Raw genomic sequence first — 21,350 nt, forward strand, 5'->3', positions numbered from 1 at the left:
AGCACATTTTGTTGAAGTTTCTTTATATTTTATTTTATCTAGCACAACAAGTTAAATTACTATTTCAAAAGTTACTGCTTCTGATCAGAACAATAACAATACTTAGCAAAGTTCAGCAATCGTATAAAGCAGTTTTTCAGACTCATCCCATCCAAGACACGGGTCAGTGATGGATTTTCCATAAATATGGTCGCCGCCGATCTTCTGGTTGCCTGGCTCGATATAGCTCTCGATCATCAGACCCTTGACAAGTTTATGAAGTTCCGGATCAACATTGCGGCTGTGCAGAACTTCCTTGGCGATACGAACCTGCTGGTCGTACTGCTTGTTGGAGTTGGAGTGGTTGGTATCCACGATCACTGCCGGGTTCTTGAGATCTTTTTCCTGATATTTTTCAAGAAGAAGACGAAGATCCTCATAATGATAGTTTGGCATTGCCTCACCATGTTTATTGACCGCACCACGCAGAATTGTATGTGCGAGAGGATTTCCATCTGTCTCCACCTCCCAGCTTCGGTAGATGAAACGATGAGAAGCCTGAGCTGCAACAACAGAATTTATCATAACACTGAAATCACCGCTGGTAGGATTTTTCATTCCGGCAGGGATATCCATACCGCTGACAGTCAGACGATGCTGCTGATCCTCAACAGAACGTGCACCTACTGCAACGTAGGAAAGGATGTCGGAGAGATAACGGTAGTTCTCCGGATAGAGCATCTCATCTGCGCAGGTAAATCCACTTTCCTGGATTGCATGAATATGCATTTTGCGGATAGCAACCAGTCCTGCGAGCATGTCAGGAGCTTTCTCCGGGTCCGGCTGATGGACCATACCCTTGTATCCCTCACCGGTAGTACGCGGTTTATTGGTGTAAACCCGTGGAATGATCAGAACTTTGTCTTCGATCTTTTCCTGGACCTTGCGGAGACGCAGAAGATAGTCACAGACAGCATCTTCATTGTCAGCAGAGCATGGACCGATGATTGCGAGAAATTTATCTGACTTGCCTGTAAAGACATCACGGATCTCCTGATCACGTTTTTCTTTTAATGCCTGTATTTTAGCATCAATGGGATACTGATTGCGGATTTCTGCAGGTGTAGGTAATTTCTTAATAAAATTGAATCCCATGTTTTCCTCCCTTTTGCGTTTTAACGCAACGCTTTTGTATACAACTAACGTAACTGTTCAGTACCCTCACAGTTACGAGTCAAAATGCATTCCAAATCACCTTCGGTGATGGCATTTTGCCTTGCATGTCTCGGGATTTTGGCAAAAAACATGCCAAAACGCCTCGCGGGATACTACCTACTGAACAGTTGTCAATTAACTATTATAAACGATTCAAAACTTCTTGTCGATAGGTAATGCAATGGAATTATGCATAAGTGCATAAATATGAAGGCTGCTGGAAAGAATCTCGCTGAAAAGGATTCCATATAGATAACCGCGGATTCCGGCAAGCGGAATCGCGAATACTACAAAAAGGATCCGGACAAGGATCCCCAGAGCACTGTGTACAAGACTTCGTCCTGTCTGACCAAGCCCATGCAGGATACTCGTAAGCGTTGTGTTCAGATAAAGAAACGGGCAGACGAAAGAAAGCGTCTGTATGTAAGTCCCGGCAGTCGGACTGTGAAACAATACTGTCCCCATAAACGGACCGATGCAGTAAAAACCAAACGCGCACAGAAATCCAAGCAAAAGGCTTGCACGGATCGTCTGCCAAGTAACGTACCGGATACGTTTCCGATATCCAAGCGCCTGCATCTCTGCAACAGAAGGCATGAGCATCATGGAAGCAGAGTTTGTGATCGTAGCCGGAAAAAGAATGCACGGAAGCGCCAGTCCTGTAAAAATCCCGTAGATACTGAGTGATTCCGAAACGGAAAGCCCATACATCCGAAGTCGCTGCGGGATCAGAACGACCTCGATACCGGCGAGTACAGAAAGCAGCAGGCGGTTCAGCGTCACAGGGAAAGCAGTCCGGCAGATTTCCGTCAGACAGGCAAAAGGCAGTTCAATGTGAAAAATTTTATGCGCATATTTCTGAAAATGCAGAGAGATCATAAGCAGCGCCAGAACAGCTACAACGAGTTCCGAGACCAGTGTGCCGCCAGCAGCGATCATGGCAGTCACAGGCGTACCTTCAGAAATACAGACAAGATACAGAAGATACGAAGAACCGACGCGTACGATCTGCTCAATAAGCTGTAATCCGGAAGGAAATTCCGTTTTTTTACGGGCAAAATAATAACTGTTGGTGCAGGAATGGAGCGTGGCAAAGGGAATACTGAAAGAAAGGATCCGAACAAGTTCTTCCGTGCGTGCTTCCTTTAAGATCTGCACAGCAAAAAAATCTGCCCGCAGATAAAGCAGGGCAGAGGCTGCACAGGAAAGTGCAAAGGCAAAAAAAGTCCCCAGACAGAAAAAGTCCCGGGCTTTTTTGTCCTCACCTGTTGCGAGATGAGCGGCGACCAGCCGTGAAAGGGCGGTCTGTATTCCAGAGGCAGTGACGGCAAGCAGAAGTGTCTGAAGCGGAATGGCAAGCTGGAACAGGCCGATCCCCTCTGCACCAATCGCATGAGACAGGAATATCCTATAAAAAAAGCCGATCACGCGGCTCAAAAGACCGGCGCATGTGAGAAGAAAAGTCCCCTTAAAAAAAGCTTTTTTTGACATAGAAAGCACCTGGTGCTTTTTTTGTCAGTATATGCACGAAACCTCCTTGACAGAACAAATGTATTCTGTTAAAGTAAGTCTTGAAATAAATCCGACGAAAACACTAGGAATTAAAGAGGTGAGTGGATGAAACTGTCAACAAGAGCAAGATACGGTCTTAAAGCACTGATCGACCTGGGTCTGCATTGTGAAACAGAAGCCGTCTCCATTCAGAGCATTGCAGGCCGACAGAATATTTCAGACAGTTATCTGGAACAGCTCATGGCGAAGCTCAAGAAAGCAGGTCTGGTAGAGAGCACCAGAGGTGCGGGCGGCGGTTATCGTCTGGGTCGACCGGCAGAGGAGATTTCCGTGGGGGATGTCCTGAGGGTTCTAGAAGGAAGCCTGGAAGCGGCACAGTGTTCCGGGATGGAAGATGAGAGTGCCTGTGAGAACCATGATATCTGCGTCACGAAATATGTGTGGAAACGAATCAACGACAGTATCACACAGGCGGTAGACACCATGATGCTGGATCAGTTGATCGAGGAAAGCCGGAAAAAACAAAAAGAAAAAATGTAAAATTCATTTTTATTTTTAAGCAGGAGGAAAAAAACATGAGTAAATTAATCTATCTGGACAACGCAGCTACAACAAAGACTGCTCCGGAAGTTGTTGAGGCAATGCTGCCATATTTTACAGAATACTACGGAAACCCGTCAAGCATCTATGATTTTGCACAGAAAAGCAAAGAAGCAGTGACCAAAGGAAGACAGCAGATCGCAGATGTTCTGAACGCAAAGAAAGAAGAAATCTACTTCACAGCAGGCGGAAGCGAGGCTGACAACTGGGCACTCAAAGCTACTTTTGAAGCATACAAATCCAAAGGAAACCACATCATCACAACCAAGATCGAGCATCATGCGATCCTTCATACATGTGAATACCTCGAAAAAAGAGGCGCAAAGATCACATACCTCGATGTAGATGAGAACGGTATCGTCCGCCTTGATGAACTGGAGAAAGCGATCACACCAGAGACCATCCTGATCTCCGTTATGTTTGCAAACAACGAGATCGGTTCCATCCAGCCGATCAAAGAAATCGGACGTATCGCCAAAGAACACGGCATCCTGTTCCACACAGATGCAGTTCAGGCATTCTGTCAGGTTCCGATCGATGTAGATGAATGCAACATCGATATGTTAAGCTCCAGCGGACACAAGATCAACGGACCGAAGGGAATCGGTTTCCTCTACATCCGTAAGGGCGTTAAGATCAGATCCTTCGTACATGGCGGCGCACAGGAGCGTAAACGTCGTGCAGGTACAGAAAATGTTCCTGGAATCGTAGGATACGGCGCAGCAGCAGAGCGTGCAATGAAAAACATGAAAGAGCGTACAGAGAAGGAGATCGAACTGAGAGATTATTTGATTAACCGTCTTACAACAGAGATCCCATACTCCAGACTGAACGGTGACAGAGTGAAACGTCTTCCGAACAACGTAAACGTAAGCTTCCAGTTCATCGAGGGAGAATCCATGCTTCTGATGCTCGACCAGAACGGCATCTGTGCATCAAGCGGATCTGCCTGCACATCAGGTTCCCTGGATCCGTCCCATGTACTTCTTGCTATCGGTGTGCCTCATGAAGTTGCTCATGGTTCTCTGAGACTTACCTTAAGTGAAGAGACAACTAAGGAAGACATTGACTTCACAGTAGACAAACTGAAAGAAATCGTGCCATATCTGAGAAGCATGTCTCCTCTGTATGAAGATTTCATGAAAAAACATCAGCAGTAATAATAAGACAATAATCGGATAAAAGACGAAAACAGGAGGAATAAATATTATGTACAGTGAAAAAGTTATGGATCATTTTCAGCATCCAAGGAATGTAGGAGAAATTGAGGACGCAAGCGGTGTAGGAACAGTTGGTAACGCAAAATGCGGTGATATCATGAGAATGTTCCTTGACATTGATGACGAAACACATATCATCAAAGAATGTAAATTCAAAACATTCGGCTGTGGTGCAGCAGTTGCAACAAGCAGCATGGCAACAGAGATGGTTAAGGGAAAAACGATCGAAGAAGCAATGCAGATCACAAACAAAGCCGTTATGGAAGCACTTGACGGACTTCCGCCGGTCAAAGTACACTGCTCCCTTCTTGCAGAAGAAGCAATCCATGCAGCTCTGTGGGACTACGCACAGAAACATAACATCGTGATCGAAGGACTGGACAAACCGAAGTCAGACATCAGCGAAGGCGAAGAGGAAGAAGAATATTAATTAAAAAGCGGCTGTGAGGGGAGAAACATCGAAACATCGACGGTAAAATAGAAATCACTGTTTGCAGGAAATTGACTGTGAACAAAGTGATCAGTAAATTGTGAGGTGAAATGTTGACAGGACTTACAGACGAACAGGTAAATGAACGGATCGAGCAGGGTAAGGTCAATGCGGACGAGAATCCGAATACCAGGACTTACAAGCAGATCGTCAGAGAAAACACCCTGACTTTCTTCAACTTCCTGAATCTGGTGCTCCTTATCCTGGTACTGATGGTTGGCTCTTACAAGAACGCGTTTTTTGTAGGGATCATCATCATCAATACTCTGATCGGAATCGCACAGGAGATCCGTGCGAAAAAGACGATTGACAAGCTGGCTATCCTGACAGCGAAGAAATCCATCGTCATCCGGGAAGGAAAGAAATGGACCGTTCCTACCGAAGACCTGGTACTTGATGATCTGGTCTGTCTCAAGACCGGAGATCAGGTTCCGGCGGATGCGAAGGTGCTGGAGGGCAGTGTAGAGGTCAATGAATCTCTCCTGACCGGTGAATCCGACAACCTTCCAAAGAACGTGGGTGATGAGCTTTTTTCCGGAAGCTTCGTGACATCAGGAGAAGCCTGCTGTCAGATCATTCATGTTGGCAAGGATAACTATGCAGCACAGATCACCAGCGAAGCGAAGGAATTCAAGCGTCATAACTCAGAACTTAAGAATTCCCTGAATGCGATCCTGAAAGTGATCAGTATCATCATCGTTCCGCTGGGCGCACTGCTGTTTTATAAACAGTACTATATTGTAGAAAATACGTTCAAGGCTTCTGTTGTGAGTATGGTCGCAGGTGTTCTGGGAATGATTCCCGAAGGTCTGGTACTCCTCACCAGTGTGGCATTGACACTGGGAGCACTGGTTCTGGCCAATAAGAAGACTCTTGTACAGGAGTTATACTGTATTGAGACTCTGGCAAGAGTTGATACACTCTGTCTGGACAAGACCGGAACAATCACTGAAGGAACCATGTGTGTAGGGCGTGTGGAGCCGTGGAGTGAGAGTCTTCTCAGAAATCTGACAGAAGACAAAGAAGAGCCAGACGAAGGCGGAATGCTCCAGGATCAGGAAATACAGCCGGAGAATGCTGAAACACAGAATCCAGATACCGGTTCGCAAACGGAAGCGGATCAGGCAGAAATCACAGACGAAACGGCAGTTCTGCAGGATATTCATGAAATTGAGGACATGATGGGAAATCTCATGTATGTTCTTAAAGATCAGAATGCAACGATTGATGCCCTGCGTAAACGCTTTCCAACCAAAACATCTATGACGCCGGAGCATATTATTCCGTTTTCTTCCGACAGAAAATACAGTGGAGCTGTATTTGAGGACAGAGGAACTTATCTTATGGGAGCGGCACAGTTCCTTTTTCCGGAGGGAAGAGAAGAAATCCTGGAAGTCTGCCAGAAATATGCACAGGAAGGACTTCGAGTTCTTACACTGGCACACAGCAGTCAGATGGCAGAAGGTACAGAACTTCCGGCTGATCTTGAACCGGTGGCACTTCTTCTTCTGACAGATGTGATCAGAGAAGAAGCTCCGGATACACTGAAATTCTTTGACAGCCAGGAAGTTGACCTCAAGGTGATCTCGGGAGATGATCCTGTCACCGTTTCTGCAATCGCGAAGCGGGCAGGTCTTAAGAATGCAGAAAGCTATGTGGATGCGACAACACTGGAAACAGAGGAAGATTTAGAAGAGGCTGTTTCGAAATACAGTGTTTTTGGCCGAGTGACACCGCAGCAGAAAAAAGAAATGGTACAGGCTCTTCAGAAACAGGGACATACCGTTGCCATGACAGGAGATGGTGTCAACGATGTTCTTGCTCTCAAAGAAGCAGACTGCAGTATTGCCATGGCACAGGGAAGTGATGCGGCAAAGAACATTGCCAACGTAGTTCTTCTGGATTCGAATTTTGCCTCCATGCCACATATCGTGAATCAGGGACGAAGAGTCGTGAACAATATCCGTACAGCGGCATCTATGTTTCTGATCAAGACTATGTTTTCTGTCATGCTGTCGCTTCTGACAATCTTTTTTGGAAACACGTATCCGTTCGAACCGATCCAGATGTCACTGATCAGTGCCTGTGCAGTCGGAATTCCAACCTTTCTTCTTGCACAGGAAAACAATTATGACAAGATCGATCATACGTTTCTCCGGCATGTGTTCCTGAATGCATTTCCGGCAGCAATCACTATTTCATCCTGTGTATTTGCGATCATGCTTGTCTGCCAGAATGTATATCATTCCAATGCCATGCTGAGTACGGCCTGTGTACTGGTCACAGGATGGAACTATATGGCAGCATTAAAAACGGTTTATGCACCATTGAATACCTACCGTAAGGTAATCATTTATGGAATGCAGTTTATTTTTTTTGCCGCGGCAGTCATGTTTCAGAAACTGCTGGCCCTTGGTTCCCTGGACTTCGGACTGATCATACTGGTATTTATCCTGATGACATTTGCACCGGTTCTGATCGATGTGATCACAAGTTGGCTCAAAGGGATTTATGCAAAGTCTCTGGATAAGGAAAAACCAGGAAAGTTTACAGGATTTGTGAATAAACTCAGTAAAAAAAATAAATAACGATAAGTAAGAAAACAGCATTGCAGCGTGAAGCTAGGATGCTGTTTTTTTTGCAAAATTTCGGCAGAATAGCTTTTGAAAAAACAAATTTGTGTAAAACCTATGCTAAGATGCTGAATATCAAAGAAAAGGAGGTGGAAAGAACAGAGGGATTTTTGAGGAAGATAGGACGAAAGACGATTACTGGAATTTAATCTGGGTTTCTACAATTGTATTTTGCGGAAACCCAGTTGAAATCCATGAAAACAGACCCGATACAAAAAAAGATGCCGAAAGTAAAAAGCTGTTTCTATTTAATGTATCACTTCATTTTTTTTGTTTCATTGATTGCATCAATCGTACATCGCAGATTAGATTCAAGCAGTGGATGATACTTGGGATCGACAGAATCCATAAGCAACATAAAATTATTTTTATGGACAGAATCATCATCAATACCCATAAGAATAAAATCGGAAGACACTCCCAAAACTTGGCAGAGTTTCTGGAGTGTGGATAAAGACATCCCTTTTTGACCGCATTCAATATACCCAAGAAAAAGAGTGGATATGTCCAGCTTTTCGGCAAGGGCTTCCCGGGAAAGATGAGCCTGTTTTCGTGCGAATCTGACCCGCTGCCCAATTTGAACGTTTAAGTCTTTTTTCAGCAGGAATCCCTCCTTTGAAATAATTATAAGATGATTATTCTTAATATTGTAAAAGGAATATAATTGACAAACAACTTACCGTTGGTAATAGAAAAAAATTACCAATAGTTGAATTAGTGGAAAAAATTCAAAGTATAAGTAATATATCAGAAGTCTTTTTATTTAATCAAAAAAATGAAATGTCATGTTTGTTTAATAATATTACTAATAGTAATATAAAATAGTTACTATAAGGTTGATTTCAACACACTAAAATTGTATAATAAACAAAAAAGAGAAACATATCTATTGCTTGTCCAAAAGATCGAAATCGGGCAATGCGTCTTCCGAATTGTATTACAAAAATCCTTTTACAAATAAGGAGTGAAAAAGAGAAATGTTTGACTTCAACAATAATTATCAGAAAATTCAAGAATTAATAAGAAATTATCGTGCAATAAAGAGAAATGCAACGGAATTGTTTGATGAAAGAGAAATCTATAACCATCAGAAAGCAGAACTTTTTGCACGTTTTGGAAACAGATATGGAAATGTCGGGGACAGTGAGGCCAGAGTTTATACAGAACAGGAACTGACACAGTTGAGGCTCGAACTGGCGAACAGTGCGGGCTTATGGCCTCTTATTAAGAGTATGCTTGGATTTGGGAAAAGTCAGAGAGAGGTTTACCGGGAGTTAATGGGGAAACTGACGGGGCTTCTTAACTTTATGGAAGACCAGATTCGGGACTGTCGAAGTGAGGCTGATGCAATCTGGTATAAGCTTCAGCAGATATCCGAGGAATATACACAGGCATATAAAAGTGCCATGTGTTATGGAGGATGTACCAGTGATTCTGACTGGACCAGTTATGTTATACCAGAAACTCTCGAGAATCCAAGAATTTTTCTGGGAGATCTCCTGAAACCTTTTATGACAGAAGAAGAACAGCGGGAACTGTCTGGTGATGGAAAGATTTTATTTAATCTGTGCAGGGATGGTGAGAAAATTGCTGTACCGTGGGGATTTTTATTGTCAGCACCGATACAGCTTCGCATTGACTATGGAACAAGGACCACAGACAGGGCAAGACAGATCCTTCAGTCAATCATTTATCAGACATTGCGCAGTATACCGCAGTACTATATGGAATTTCATTTTATGGATGCAGTTACATCCGGAAATGATTTCAGAGATTTTATCCGTTTACAGCAGGTAAAAAAGAACGATATTGTTATGCTGAACAGAAAGGTAACAGGTGGTTCCTATCATCTTGCACAGTCTTACCTTAAAAGTGAGGATATCAGCCGGGGACTGACAGCACTGGTGCAGAGGATGACAGCGGTTATTAATGAAAAGGCCGCCTATACAACTGTAACGGAATACAATGCGGAACAGGGAATGGACGCATGGATTCCATATCAGATGATAATCGTGCAGAATCTTCACGAAGGATATTCTGACAGTGATTTTAAGAATATCCAGTATCTGATCGAAAATGGAAGAAATCTGGGTGTCTTTGTAGTTATATTAAATAATGTAGACCGTTGGGAAAACGAATCCACACACAGCAGAAGACAAGATCTTGAGAGCTGTTTTTCAGCAGAGGCAATACAGAATCTTTTTCGGATTGATGTAGGGACAGATATTTCGTCAACATGTGTGAGGGGAGTCGAAAGTGATTTCCGACACTGGCAGACCGGTGGTTCTCATCTGGAATTTATCGAAAATATCGTAGAGCAGCTTGTGGCAGAAAAGAAGCTGGACAATGAATTTCAGCGTATTTTTGACATAAATGCTCCTTTCGGACAGATGGATTCCACAAATGGTCTTCATATTCCATTTGCAATCAACCAGAGAGGAGATATTATTTCATATTCACTTGGACAGGCATTGAATGCGCATGGTCTGATCTGCGGTGGTACCGGATCTGGTAAGAGTTCGCTTTTACATATGCTGATCAGTTCTATTGTGATGAATTATACTCCGGAAGACGTGGAAATCTGGCTGTCTGACTATAAGATTACAGAATTTTATTCTTACAAGACCAATACACCTCCACATATACGGTTTATTGGATTGTCAAAGACATCTGATTTTTCATACGCTTTTCTGGATAAGATCATAGACGAGATGAACCGCAGACAGACAATCATTGCACAGGCAGATTACGATTACAAAGCCGGAGGCGGTAAAAGCAATATTACTTCATTTGGTGATTACAGGAAAGTATATGGCAAGAACTCCATGACAAGACTGCTCATCATTGTAGATGAATTTCATGTGATGAGTCAGCATGCACAGCTGGAAACAGAATACAAGACAAAGCTGGAGAATATTCTGTCAGAGGCGAGAGCTCTTGGAATTATCCTGCTGCTTTCAGATCAGGCAATCGTAGATGGCCTGAGAGGACTTTCGGATAAGGGAAAGAAACAGATAAAAGCTAGAATCGCACTCTCTAATTACAAGGATGAACTAGAAGAAACTCTGAATGAAAAAGAAGCAGATAAAATTCGTTCTTTCATACATATGAAAGTCGGAGAGGTTGCGGTCCAGACGATTCAGGAAAATGAAGATCGTGAAGAGGTTCCGACAATCGAACGTGCCATGGCAATTTATATTAATGGAACGTGTCGTTATAATGTGAATGAGAAGGCAAGAACAATTTATCATGCAGAGGACTATGTGCCAGATGTTTTTGATGATCGTGTTGTGGATCCTATGAAAATCGAAGAGATCGATCAGTGGGAGAAGGAAAATGTGATTTCTCACAGAGATGGCAGCAAAGATATTCATATTTATCTGGGACGACCTGTGAATCTCGGATTTGCACTTCATTTTCCACTGCTTCAGCGGAAGGGAAATAATATCATGTGTGCTTCTGGAACGGAAGAACAGCAGATGCGTATTCTGAGAGCAATTATTTCAAGCTTCGCACGACAGTCCGACTTTTCAGTTGATATTATGGCAGACAGTTATGCAAGTGTATATCGTGAATACAAACCGGAAATTCTGGAATTTGGAAAAAATTATCCGGAGATAAGGGTGCATGATGATCTGGAAGATATCTGTTACAAAATCGTTGAAACATTAGAAATCATAAAAGACAGGAGTAATACCAGAAAACAACTGATCGTATGGCTTGGGCTGGATTCTATGGCAGACATTCTGGCAGATGAAAGAAACAAAAGAACACCTGTACTAAAAAAAGCAGAAGAGAAAGCAACGCAGTCGGAAGTATCGGAGAGCGTTTCTGAGGAAGAATCAGAAAAAACAGATTTTAATGACCCGGCACTGGACGAATTCAGTGCTCTGTTTGGTGATATGGATCTGTTTGGAGAAGAAGATATTAATGAAGAAGAGCCGGAAACCGGGAAAGAAGCACAGACCTCTTATTTATATGATGCCAGAAATGATATAGCCAGAATTATACATCTGGGACCTACATGTAATGTATTTAATCTGGTGATCTACGATTCAGCTTCTGCACTGAGAGATTTCAGAGAAGTAAAGACACTGGATTTTAATCACAAAATTGCATTTCCGATGAGTGATTATGAAGCGGGAGAATTTCTTGATCAGCCAAGACTGATAAGAGAACTTTCCGGACAGCTTGCATACTATCATAATGGAAGATCCGGAAACCGATTCGTTCCATACAAATTATAAACAGAAGAGGAAGGGGAAACAAAATGGTAGATATTGATCTTGAGACCGTCATCAACTTTTGTGATAAATTCGAAAAAGAATATCTGGAAATTCTGCATCAAAACGCACAAAGATTAAAGGTTGCTGCATCAAGTGTAACAGAAACTCTTAAAGGAACGGAAATGGCAACCAAGTCTTCTGTGAAGCTTGAAATGATTGCAGATGCATTGTATAAAGCCACACAAACAGGTGAGGAACGGATTTTGGAACTGAAAAAGAGAGCTCAAAGAGAACTTGATGAAAAAGAACGTATAGAAGGTCGAATCAGATAGGAGAGAATTGACATGGCTGGAAAGGTATTTGGAAATGCTTCAGAAGTAAGAAGCCTGGCGAAAATCACAAAGATGTGCATGGATGCAATTTCAGAAAACAATAACAGAGGAAGTACACTGTTGTCAACGATTGAAGGTGCTGAGTCTGATAAACTCTATGAGCAGGCAAAAGAGATTGTAGAGTATACAAAGAAAGTAGTAGAACTGGGCAAAGAACCTCTGGAGGATGTGAGTGGGGCTCTTGAGGAATATGCAGAATTTCTTGAGTCACATGGGAAACCCTGAAAATACATACAGATAGCAGGCTGATACAAAATGAGTGATGGAGTTTTAAAGTCAGATCCGGATGCAGTCTGGAATTATGTGGTTTCATTAAATGAGAATAAGGAATACGTTGATGAAGCTGTCAAAGGTGCAAAAGATGCACTGGAATCTCTGCTGCAGCGGCTGAACCAGAAACGGTCTTCTATTGCAGATAAGAGATCAGAGTGGGAAGATCAGATTCGTTTTTATGCAGATGAAAGCGAATCTGAGCAGGATCCGAAAAAACAGGAAGATTACAGGAAAAAATAGAAGAAGCCAAAGCCAGGATAAGAAAGCTGGATATACAGGATGAAGAAATCATATCCATCATAAAAAAAATTCCTGACTATGTGGATCTGCTTACAAACGCACAAAGGAGAACTGGACGTTCATTTACAAAATCCAAAAGAATTCTGAATGCCTATCTCAAGATGGTAGAAGAATATAATGTAATGACCAGAATGAGGGAATGTGGATATAGTGGAACACCGGGAAAATACGGAGTAATGCAGTTTCGAGGAACTACATTTTACTGCAGTGGAAGTGCTTATGCACCAACAGAAGATAATCTGAAGCGAATGGAAAAGGGAAGAGCCCCGATAGGATACGATGGTGATCCGATAGAACTGCACCATCTGATTCAGTCCGAGAGCGGCAGTGTCGTAGAAATTTCAGGGAGCATGCACAGAGAGAATCATAAAACATTACATATTAATACGTCAGATATACCATCTGGAATTAACCGTTCCAGCTTTCAGATGCTCCGAAGTGCATACTGGAAGCGGCGGGCACAGACACTGAGGAAAGAAATGAGAAAATAAGATATGGACACAACAGTTTTTTATTATGTGAGAAAAAAAGTAAAAGATGATTTTGACAAGTGCAATTGGACAGACGGTGTGGGTAAGAAGTTTGAGGATGTTGCACTGACAGAAATGCTGAAAGCACTGGATGAACTGGAAACAGCACTGGAAGAAACAGAGAAGTTTTTTACAAACGCAGAAAGTATTCTGGCAGACACAAGACCGGAATAAGTGGGGAAAGACGAATGAAAGTAGTTCAGGGAAATTACCGACAATATCAGCTGGTAGATAAAACCAGAAAAAAGGATATAGATGGTATCAGATATCTTATTGCCGGTGAAAGAAACTTATGGGCAAAGCTGCTGAGAGATAAATCAGAGACCAAAAAAGCAGAAATTTATAACCTGATAACCAGAAATGGTTCTACAGGATTTGAGAGACCAATTGAATTACTGACAGATGAAAAAGGCAAATTTGTCGGATATACCTTTTATGGACCGGATATGGACATTGTCCCGGAAAAGAAACAGGATACGGGGATTCCGCCTGTTAATAATCCAGATATTCCGGACTTTTCGAAGCCGCCGGTTTCGACATCAGGATCAACGTCAGGAGTAACACAATTGATAATTCTTGTGGTTATAGGCGTTTTGATGCTTTTTATTATGAAAAATCTGCTGAACAGATATCTCCTGATTTTTATTTACGAGAATATTTCACAGGTGGCAGGTGAAGGATGTGCGAGACTTTCCTTTGATGGAATACTTCCGGGGGCTGTTGGAATTGCGGCACTGGTGCTGTATCAGCGCAAAACCGGAGGAGATATGGATACCATTCAGAAATACTGTTTAATGGCAGTATTAAGTTTTGCAGCAGGGGTTCTGATTACCTATGTGGTTATTGGTATAATCTGTGTTCTGGTAATTGGGATTTTCGGAGTGGTAAAAACCTATCAGTCGGTAATTTTTACAGTAATCATAGCGGCTGTGCTTATCAAAATGTTTTTGCCGGGTCGGAGAAGATAAAATATAATAACGAAATTCCTCTGTACAGAGGTTTCAATATAAAATTTACAAAAAAGGGGAAAAGAGTATGAGACACATGAAAAAAATTCTGACTGTTTTACTGGCAGCAGTGATGCTTATCTGTATGTCAGTAAGTGCAGTTTGGGCAGAAGGTGAAGAAGTGGCGCAGCAGACGACTGCGGATAACATGAGTTTTGATGTTATTTTTGCCATTGATGGAAGTGGCTCCATGAAAAAGTCAGATGCGTTGAAATTGAGGCTGACAGCAGGACGGCTGTTCACGGAAATGACATATTCTAACACATCAAGAGCTGGATTTGTGCAGTTCACTAATATTATTATGGATAGCCAGGGACTGACAGACCTGTCTACAGAAGACAGTAAAGCTTCATTCAGAGACCGCCTGTCAGGACTGCAGGATTCTGTAAAAGGAAGCTGGGATACAGATATTTCTCTGGGACTGACACAGGCTTTAAATCTGTTAAAAGAGGGTGATTCCTTCAATGGAGACAGAAATCCTATGATTATTCTTCTCAGTGATGGAAACACAGACCTTCCAAATGGACCGAGAACTGTAGAGGAATCCAATGCAGAATTGACAGGAACTCTTAGTGAGGCAGCTTCTCTTGGTGTTCCGATTTATTCTATTGGCCTTAACTATGATGGAAAACTGGATGTAGATTACATGCAGAATATTGCCAATCAGACAGGTGGAGCCTTTTATAATATCACTACCGCAACAGATTTCAACAAATATATGACAGATATTTTTGGAAATGTTGCAGATGGTGATCTGACAGGTCTGAATCCAGCGTATATAGATGGAAGATTTGTAACAGATTTTGTGATTGACAATGGCAGTGTACTGATGGCCAATATTGTTATTCTTACAGATAAAGGCGTAAGTGATCCGCAGCTTATAGATCCAACCGGAGCGGTGGTTCCTCTGGATGCAGACCATGGAGTGATTGTTTCGACGGATACTTCGGATGAGAATAAAGTATCGACGTATACGATCCTCAAAATCATGTATCCTGTACAGGGAGCATGGAAAGTCAGTGTAAAGGGTGAAGCCGACGATGCAGTACAGGTAAACCTTCTGACTACATATGATATTTCTTTTAAACTTCTCAACAGCAGGGATCCGATTGCAGGAAATGATATCAATATTTACGGAAAGCTTGTACGTGGAGATGAAAATATCACAGATTCAAACCTGCTTTCGGGAGCTATGGCAATCTGTACTATTATGGATAACAAGGGAAATATTGTCGGAGAGAATCTTCCGATGACTTACAATGAAGAAAAACATGTCTTCATTTGTAAAACGAATCTTGAAAAATCAGGAAACTACTATGTGACAGCACATCTGGAAGGCAAAGATGGAAGCTTCTCGAAAGAAGCTGCACAGTATCAGTTATCCATAGGAAGAGCCAAACTGACCGTATCTGGAAGACCAGATGTCAGCATGTGGTGCAATCCAATCAAAACAAAGGTCTCGGTTGATATCAGCCAGCATGTAAAGAGCGAGTCTCTTGCAGAACTGAACTGCAGTATAGAGGATAATGGAAATAATATTGTAACAGCAGATTACAACAAAGACACAGGAATGCTTAATATCACGCCACTGAGAACCGGCACAGGATATCTGAAGTTGATTTTTTCTGATGCATATGGTCAGAGTGCAGAGCTTACGGTATTCGTCACTGTAAAATCGTCCTGGATATGGTTTATTGTCGCATTTGCTATTCTGGCAGTGATTGTGGCACTGATTGCGGGTATTATGAAAGCAACAAAACCGGTGCTTAAGGATTCGGTAACCGTAGAACTTTCTTTACCGCCGATGCTTGCAAATCTTACACCGTCACCGGCAACACTGGCAATGCCAGCTAAGAAATCAGAGGTAATTCTCGGAAAACTGATTCAGGGTGATACATTTGCACAGAGCACCCTGGGAAATCCGATCATGCAGGCAGGACTGACAACACTTGTAAATAAGATCAAACTGGTTGCATGCAAAGGAGGCACAGTTACAGTAAAAATCTTACCGAAAACACCGGGAATGATCATGATCAACAACCAGAATGTGGATAATGCAAAAGGAATTTCTTACCCAATGAACAAGGGAGACAGAATTGCGATTCAATTCTCAACAGATGGAAATTCAATCAGTACAGTAACATTACAGCTTGGCGGAGAAGGTGGATGGGATGGCAATCCTGAACCATATCCTAATCCGTGGGATAATTCCCCAAGTGATAATCCATTTGGAAATGATAATTTTGGAAGCCCGTTTGGTGGCGGTGGTGCAGGCAATTTTGGTGATCCATTTGGTGGAAACACCGGAAATTCCGGAAATCCATTCGGCGGTGCCGGAGGATCTTATGGAAGTCAGCCAGGAGGCAGCAACATGGGTGGATTTGATGGAGGTCAGCCAGGAAACAACAGTGCAGATGATTTTGGCACAGGAAATATGGCGGGAAATCCGAATGATTTTGGAAATCCATCACAGGATGACTTCGGCAGTGCAAACGATAATGCCGGAGAAAACAATAACTTCGATTTCGGTGGCAACAGTTCTGATAATGGTTTCGGGGGATTCATCTAAAATCCCCCTCCCTAAAGGGAGACTCTAATCAGAATATGAAGCAAACATCGCCTGAAAAGGATACAGAAAATCTACTTCAAAGTTTATTGAAAGAAGCATCTTTGATATATAGTTCCAGGAACTATAGTTACGATAGGAAGGCTGTTATATTGTATGTTCCTGCATCTGTGGGGAAACTCTATGATGTCACAAAAATTTCTTGAAAAGAAGAATTGAAGAAATAAAAGCAACAGCTGTTTCAGTTGGAATTGATTTGCAGCCAGAGCGCAAAGATATCCTGTTCGATGATGATATCGGAACAGACAGATCTGGAAAATAAAAAAATAATTACAATTACGATAAAAAGACAAGAAAGGAAAGTAAGGACATGGCAGAAGAAGTAAAGGTAAGCTTATTAGAAAAGTCATTAAGTCTTTCAAAAAATGGTGGCATCTATTATGGAGGGGCACGAGTAGAGGCTGACGAACGGACAGCGGTTTTGTTTGTTGGTCTTGGAGGAAGTGGCGCGGATGCTCTGCTTCGTATTAAAGATCAGGTAAAAACCAGAATGATCCTTCCGGCAGATAAGACAGGTGCTCCGGTTGCAGATCAGCCAAAAAATATTGGATATTTGGAAATCGATACAGACAACAGTGGTCAGGCAGCCACTTATGGAACTGCTCATTTTGATCAGTTTGGAAAAGAATTCTGTGATATTTCAGTAAAATCAACACCAGATGTAATCGCAGACATCAAAAAAGCAAAAGCCGCAGGTGAGGAATGCTGGCAGTGGTTTGATGATGATGTAAATCAGGTTGCAGGTTCCAAAGGAGCCGGTGGAATACGCCAGATTGGTAGAATGCTTCTGATGAACAATATTGCAAAGGTGATTAATTCTGTTTCAGGAAAGATTGATCTTCTGACTCAGAATAACCCGGATATTGAGAGATTGCTGGTTTATGTATTTTCAGGTATCTCAGGCGGAACTGGTGCAGGTACATTTCTGGATATGGCATATATTCTGAGAAAGATAGCCAAAGCCAAAAATCCAAATGTAAATATTATGGGATATCTGTTAATGACAGATGTGAATGAACTGAATGGCGGTAAAAAAGAGGCTTTGAGAACCAATGGATTTTCCTGTCTGAAAGAACTGGATTACTGGATGAATTCAGGAGAGCATGAAGATCGCTATTATCAGAAATTTCCAAATGGTTTTGAATTAAATGAGCACGATTGCCCATTTGATTTCTGTCATTTGCTGGATGCATCTGATGTTGGCGGACATAATTTCAACTATGACAAAATTTTAAGATCTGTAGCAGAAAATGTATTTGCCTATATTGCAGGCGAGGCAGGCGGCGATACTTCCACAAGCACGATGGCTTCTCTGTATGATAATATTCAGGGATATATTACAACACTTACTGCATCTGCAAAATATCCGGCAGGCTACAAGTTTCTTTCACTGGGAGCCTCCAAAATAGAAATTCCATATACTGAAATTTCAACATTGGTTGCTGCCAGAGTATTTCAGCGGCTTAATGAGGGAATGTTCAAAAACAGACCGACAGAAAATCAGTTTAATGTAAGTGTATTTAAGGATCTTGAGATGACGGAAGAGTGTATTCGAAGCACGCTTTATAAAAATGTGACTGCTCAGAGACCTCTTCTTGAAGTAAAAAATTATAAATATGCAGATATTTGGCCAAACAATGCCCCATATCAGGCAGTCCACAACTGGATTGCTATGTTCCAGAGATCTGTTGTGCCACAGGCAGCAAATCTTCCGGCGTACTTAGAGGGAAAATTAAAAGAATTTATAAAACGAAATCTCAAAGATAAGAAGACAGGACCAGTTTACCTCAGATATTACATGAAATCACAGCAAAATTATTGTTTGTATCATATGCTCGAGGGATTTCGTAAATATTGTTCCGAGCTGCAGACACAGTGTGCGTCAAAATCAAAAGAGCTGCGGGATAACATGAATCAGGCTTTTGCGGCAGGAAGCAATCTGGGAGCCTGGGATAGTAAAACTAAGGCTGTAGAGAGATATTTGAAGGCGTTAAATGCCTGGTACAGAAATGAGGAACATGGATTCCTGAATGAGAAGATTGTAGAAGTATTGGAGACTGTACAAAGCAGATTAGAACTGTACTATAACAATATCTTAAAACCGCTGACAGATATTTTGATGGAATTGCCGGATATTTTTGACAGAAATGTGGAATATATCAGAGTAAATTCCAGTAAAGTGGATGAAGGCACAGATATTCTGATCAATCCACTCGAGTTTGAACAGACCAGAAAGAATATGTTTGAAGCAGCAGTGGTACAGGCTGAGAATAATTTCCTGGAAAGTCTTTCTACAAATATTCGCAAATGGATAGGCAGAGATATTGATGGTGTTGATGCAAATATTGGGACGGGTATGGATATTTCCGGGTTTATTTCTAACTTTGTATCCGAAAACTTCCAGGCGTTGCTGACAATAAACATGCAATCTGTCATGAACAGCAAACTGAAAAATGGAGAAAGTCTGGAAAATTACATAAGGAACCGCGTAGAGGATCTTTTGAAATCCTCTTATCCAATGTATAAAGAATCCACCGGAATTTTAGGTGAAGTAGCAGAGTTTTCCATGATTTCCGTGCCGAGCAACTGTCCGATAATCTATAAAGTAGTAAAAGAGCATATTGAATCCAAAAACCTTGACAAGATAAAGGTAAAGAAGAGCAAGGAAGAAAGTCGTATGTATATCATCAAGATTACAAGCGGCTATCCATTATACTCTAATGATTACCTTCAGGAAATGGAAAAAGAATATGAAAAACAAATGGGAAATCAGAGTACTACCAGCGGAAAACATCTGAAACCGGAATGGAGAGATCAGCTGCCGTCTCCATGCATCCAGTTGGCCTGGAAATATCCGTATGAATGTCGAAGAACAAAAGAAAGAAATGAGAAATACAAAGCCCTGTTTGACAAATGTTACGCAAATAAGATCATTGACAGAAGAACAGACTGTTTCTTCCTGAGAAGATCAAATCCAGAAGTTGCAAAAAAAGTGAGCAGAGCAAATCTGACAGCTCCTACAATTCTTGAAAAGATGGAGCAGTTTGAAAAAATTAAGTCAAAACTGTGGGATGACAAAAACGGCATAAAATTATTTACCTGTGGTACTTATATGATAGGCAAGCCAGATGGAGAAATGCAGAACGTAAAAGAAAATATGCTTCGTTTTCCACTTATCCTGGATATTCTGGAAAAAGAAAGCGAGCTGGCAGACAGAATTGAGACAATTGAGGAAGAATTGCATTATCCGAAATATTTCTCAATGGCAAATATGAATCATATGATCCGGGTAAATAAGTATACGGGAGATACTTCTTATAAGAAAACAGATACAGATCCGTTTCCGGTCAAACTGACAGAAGGCCATGAAATGCATCCGGATTATAAAGAATATCAGATTTATCAGAGTTTTTGCAGAAGTCTGAATAAAGATATGAAGGAAGAAATTGAACTCCAGTATGACAACCTTAAGAAACGTATTGAAATGAGTCCGAGTGCACTGGAGGAATATATTGAGGAAATTCGAAAATATATTCAGACCTACGAGAAACAGACAGAAAAGGCTCGCAATGAGATGTACAACGCCGGAAAGGAAGAAAGACCGGCATTCCTTGAGAAAATTGAATTTTATCAGGGCTGCATTGAAGAATTAAAACGTATGCTTCCTATAGACATAGACCCAGAACCAGACCCAGTTCCAACACCAGAACCGGACCCAGCACCAACTCCAGCTCCATCACCAGCTCCAACTCCGGCACCAGAACCGCAAACTCCACCAAGATACTTAAATCCACAGACATGGCAGCCAATTGAGAATCCACAGCCGGGTCAGCAGGTATTTGACACAAAACTGAGTCAAATGGTCACATATACACCGGAGGCACCGAAAGCACCGAGATATCTGAATCCACAGACATGGCAGCCAATTGAGAATCCACAGCCGGGTCAGCAGGTGTTTGATACAAAGCTGGGACAGATGATTGCATATACACCGGAGGCACCGAGATATCTGAATCCGCAGACATGGCAGCCAATTGAGAATCCACAGCCGGGTCAGCAGGTGTTTGATACAAAGCTGGGACAGATGATCGCATATATACCGGAGGCACCGAAAGCACCGAGATATCTGAATCCGCAGACATGGCAGCCAATTGAGAATCCACAGCCAGGACAGCCAGTATTTGATACACAGATAAATCAGATGATTTATTACAATCCATATCAGCAGACGACTCAGGGAGGCTATCCGGGAATGCCGGGTCAGCAGCCAGTGCAGGGAGGCTACCCGGGAATGCCGGGTCAGCAGCCAGTGCAGGGAGGCTATCCGGGAATGCCGGGTCAGCAGCC

Annotated in this window: 15 protein-coding genes and 1 pseudogene; 13 read left to right on the forward strand and 3 right to left on the reverse strand. The window is 42.1% G+C overall.

From position 1 onward, the window contains the following. Positions 1 to 102: 102 nt before the first annotated feature. Both DXC01_RS12050 and DXC01_RS12055 read right to left on the reverse strand, forming a co-directional pair. Positions 103 to 1,143: pseudogene (locus DXC01_RS12050) on the reverse strand (3-deoxy-7-phosphoheptulonate synthase); the annotation flags it as partial. 204 nt (positions 1,144 to 1,347) lie between these two features. Further along, the gene (locus DXC01_RS12055; protein ID WP_118699021.1) at positions 1,348 to 2,685 is read right to left on the reverse strand and encodes a polysaccharide biosynthesis protein; all 1,338 of its coding nucleotides are present in this window, start codon (positions 2,683 to 2,685) and stop codon (positions 1,348 to 1,350) included. Positions 2,686 to 2,811: 126 nt separating this feature from the next. Between DXC01_RS12055 and DXC01_RS12060 the strand changes: the two genes are divergently transcribed. The 4 genes from DXC01_RS12060 to DXC01_RS12075 all read left to right on the forward strand — a co-directional run bounded on the left by DXC01_RS12060 (position 2,812) and on the right by DXC01_RS12075 (position 7,604). Continuing rightward, positions 2,812 to 3,246, forward strand: coding sequence for an RrF2 family transcriptional regulator (locus DXC01_RS12060; protein WP_022214973.1), 435 nt, complete (start codon positions 2,812 to 2,814; stop codon positions 3,244 to 3,246). A gap of 35 nt (positions 3,247 to 3,281) precedes the next feature. Then, positions 3,282 to 4,466, forward strand: coding sequence for a cysteine desulfurase NifS (gene nifS, locus DXC01_RS12065; protein WP_022214974.1), 1,185 nt, complete (start codon positions 3,282 to 3,284; stop codon positions 4,464 to 4,466). A gap of 49 nt (positions 4,467 to 4,515) precedes the next feature. Then, positions 4,516 to 4,956, forward strand: a complete 441-nt coding sequence (nifU, locus tag DXC01_RS12070) for a Fe-S cluster assembly scaffold protein NifU (RefSeq protein WP_022214975.1) — start codon at positions 4,516 to 4,518, stop codon at positions 4,954 to 4,956. Between the two features lie 110 nt (positions 4,957 to 5,066). Continuing rightward, positions 5,067 to 7,604 (forward strand): HAD-IC family P-type ATPase, encoded by a 2,538-nt coding sequence (locus DXC01_RS12075; protein ID WP_118698995.1) that lies wholly within the window; start codon positions 5,067 to 5,069, stop codon positions 7,602 to 7,604. A 301-nt stretch (positions 7,605 to 7,905) separates the two neighbouring features. Here DXC01_RS12075 and DXC01_RS21490 read toward each other — a convergent pair whose 3' ends face one another. Then, positions 7,906 to 8,295, reverse strand: coding sequence for a helix-turn-helix domain-containing protein (locus DXC01_RS21490; RefSeq protein ID WP_118251932.1), 390 nt, complete (start codon positions 8,293 to 8,295; stop codon positions 7,906 to 7,908). A gap of 331 nt (positions 8,296 to 8,626) precedes the next feature. Here DXC01_RS21490 and DXC01_RS12085 point away from each other — a divergent pair, with 331 nt between their 5' ends. The 9 genes from DXC01_RS12085 to DXC01_RS20895 form a co-directional block, all read left to right on the forward strand. Continuing rightward, the gene (locus DXC01_RS12085) at positions 8,627 to 11,896 is read left to right on the forward strand and encodes an FtsK/SpoIIIE domain-containing protein (protein ID WP_118698996.1); all 3,270 of its coding nucleotides are present in this window, start codon (positions 8,627 to 8,629) and stop codon (positions 11,894 to 11,896) included. Positions 11,897 to 11,919: 23 nt separating this feature from the next. Then, positions 11,920 to 12,207 (forward strand): hypothetical protein, encoded by a 288-nt coding sequence (locus DXC01_RS12090; protein WP_118251930.1) that lies wholly within the window; start codon positions 11,920 to 11,922, stop codon positions 12,205 to 12,207. A gap of 12 nt (positions 12,208 to 12,219) precedes the next feature. After that, positions 12,220 to 12,492: a hypothetical protein gene (locus DXC01_RS12095; RefSeq protein ID WP_118251929.1), complete on the forward strand. Its 273-nt coding sequence runs from the start codon at positions 12,220 to 12,222 to the stop codon at positions 12,490 to 12,492. Positions 12,493 to 12,522: 30 nt separating this feature from the next. After that, positions 12,523 to 12,780: a hypothetical protein gene (locus DXC01_RS12100; RefSeq protein WP_118698997.1), complete on the forward strand. Its 258-nt coding sequence runs from the start codon at positions 12,523 to 12,525 to the stop codon at positions 12,778 to 12,780. 182 nt (positions 12,781 to 12,962) lie between these two features. Continuing rightward, positions 12,963 to 13,331, forward strand: coding sequence for an HNH/ENDO VII family nuclease (locus DXC01_RS12105; RefSeq protein WP_199705001.1), 369 nt, complete (start codon positions 12,963 to 12,965; stop codon positions 13,329 to 13,331). Positions 13,332 to 13,334: 3 nt separating this feature from the next. Next, positions 13,335 to 13,544, forward strand: a complete 210-nt coding sequence (locus tag DXC01_RS12110) for a hypothetical protein (protein WP_118698998.1) — start codon at positions 13,335 to 13,337, stop codon at positions 13,542 to 13,544. A gap of 14 nt (positions 13,545 to 13,558) precedes the next feature. Further along, entirely contained in the window at positions 13,559 to 14,338 is a 780-nt protein-coding gene (locus DXC01_RS12115; protein ID WP_118698999.1) for a hypothetical protein, read from the forward strand. Positions 14,339 to 14,405: 67 nt separating this feature from the next. Beyond that, entirely contained in the window at positions 14,406 to 16,946 is a 2,541-nt protein-coding gene (locus DXC01_RS12120; RefSeq protein WP_118699000.1) for a vWA domain-containing protein, read from the forward strand. A gap of 367 nt (positions 16,947 to 17,313) precedes the next feature. Continuing rightward, on the forward strand, positions 17,314 to 21,350 hold a 4,037-nt coding region (locus DXC01_RS20895; protein WP_279221580.1), incomplete at its 3' end, for a tubulin-like doman-containing protein.

The organism is Blautia sp. OM07-19 (genome assembly GCF_003481595.1).
In the GTDB taxonomy this organism is placed as follows: domain Bacteria; phylum Bacillota; class Clostridia; order Lachnospirales; family Lachnospiraceae; genus Blautia_A; species Blautia_A intestinihominis.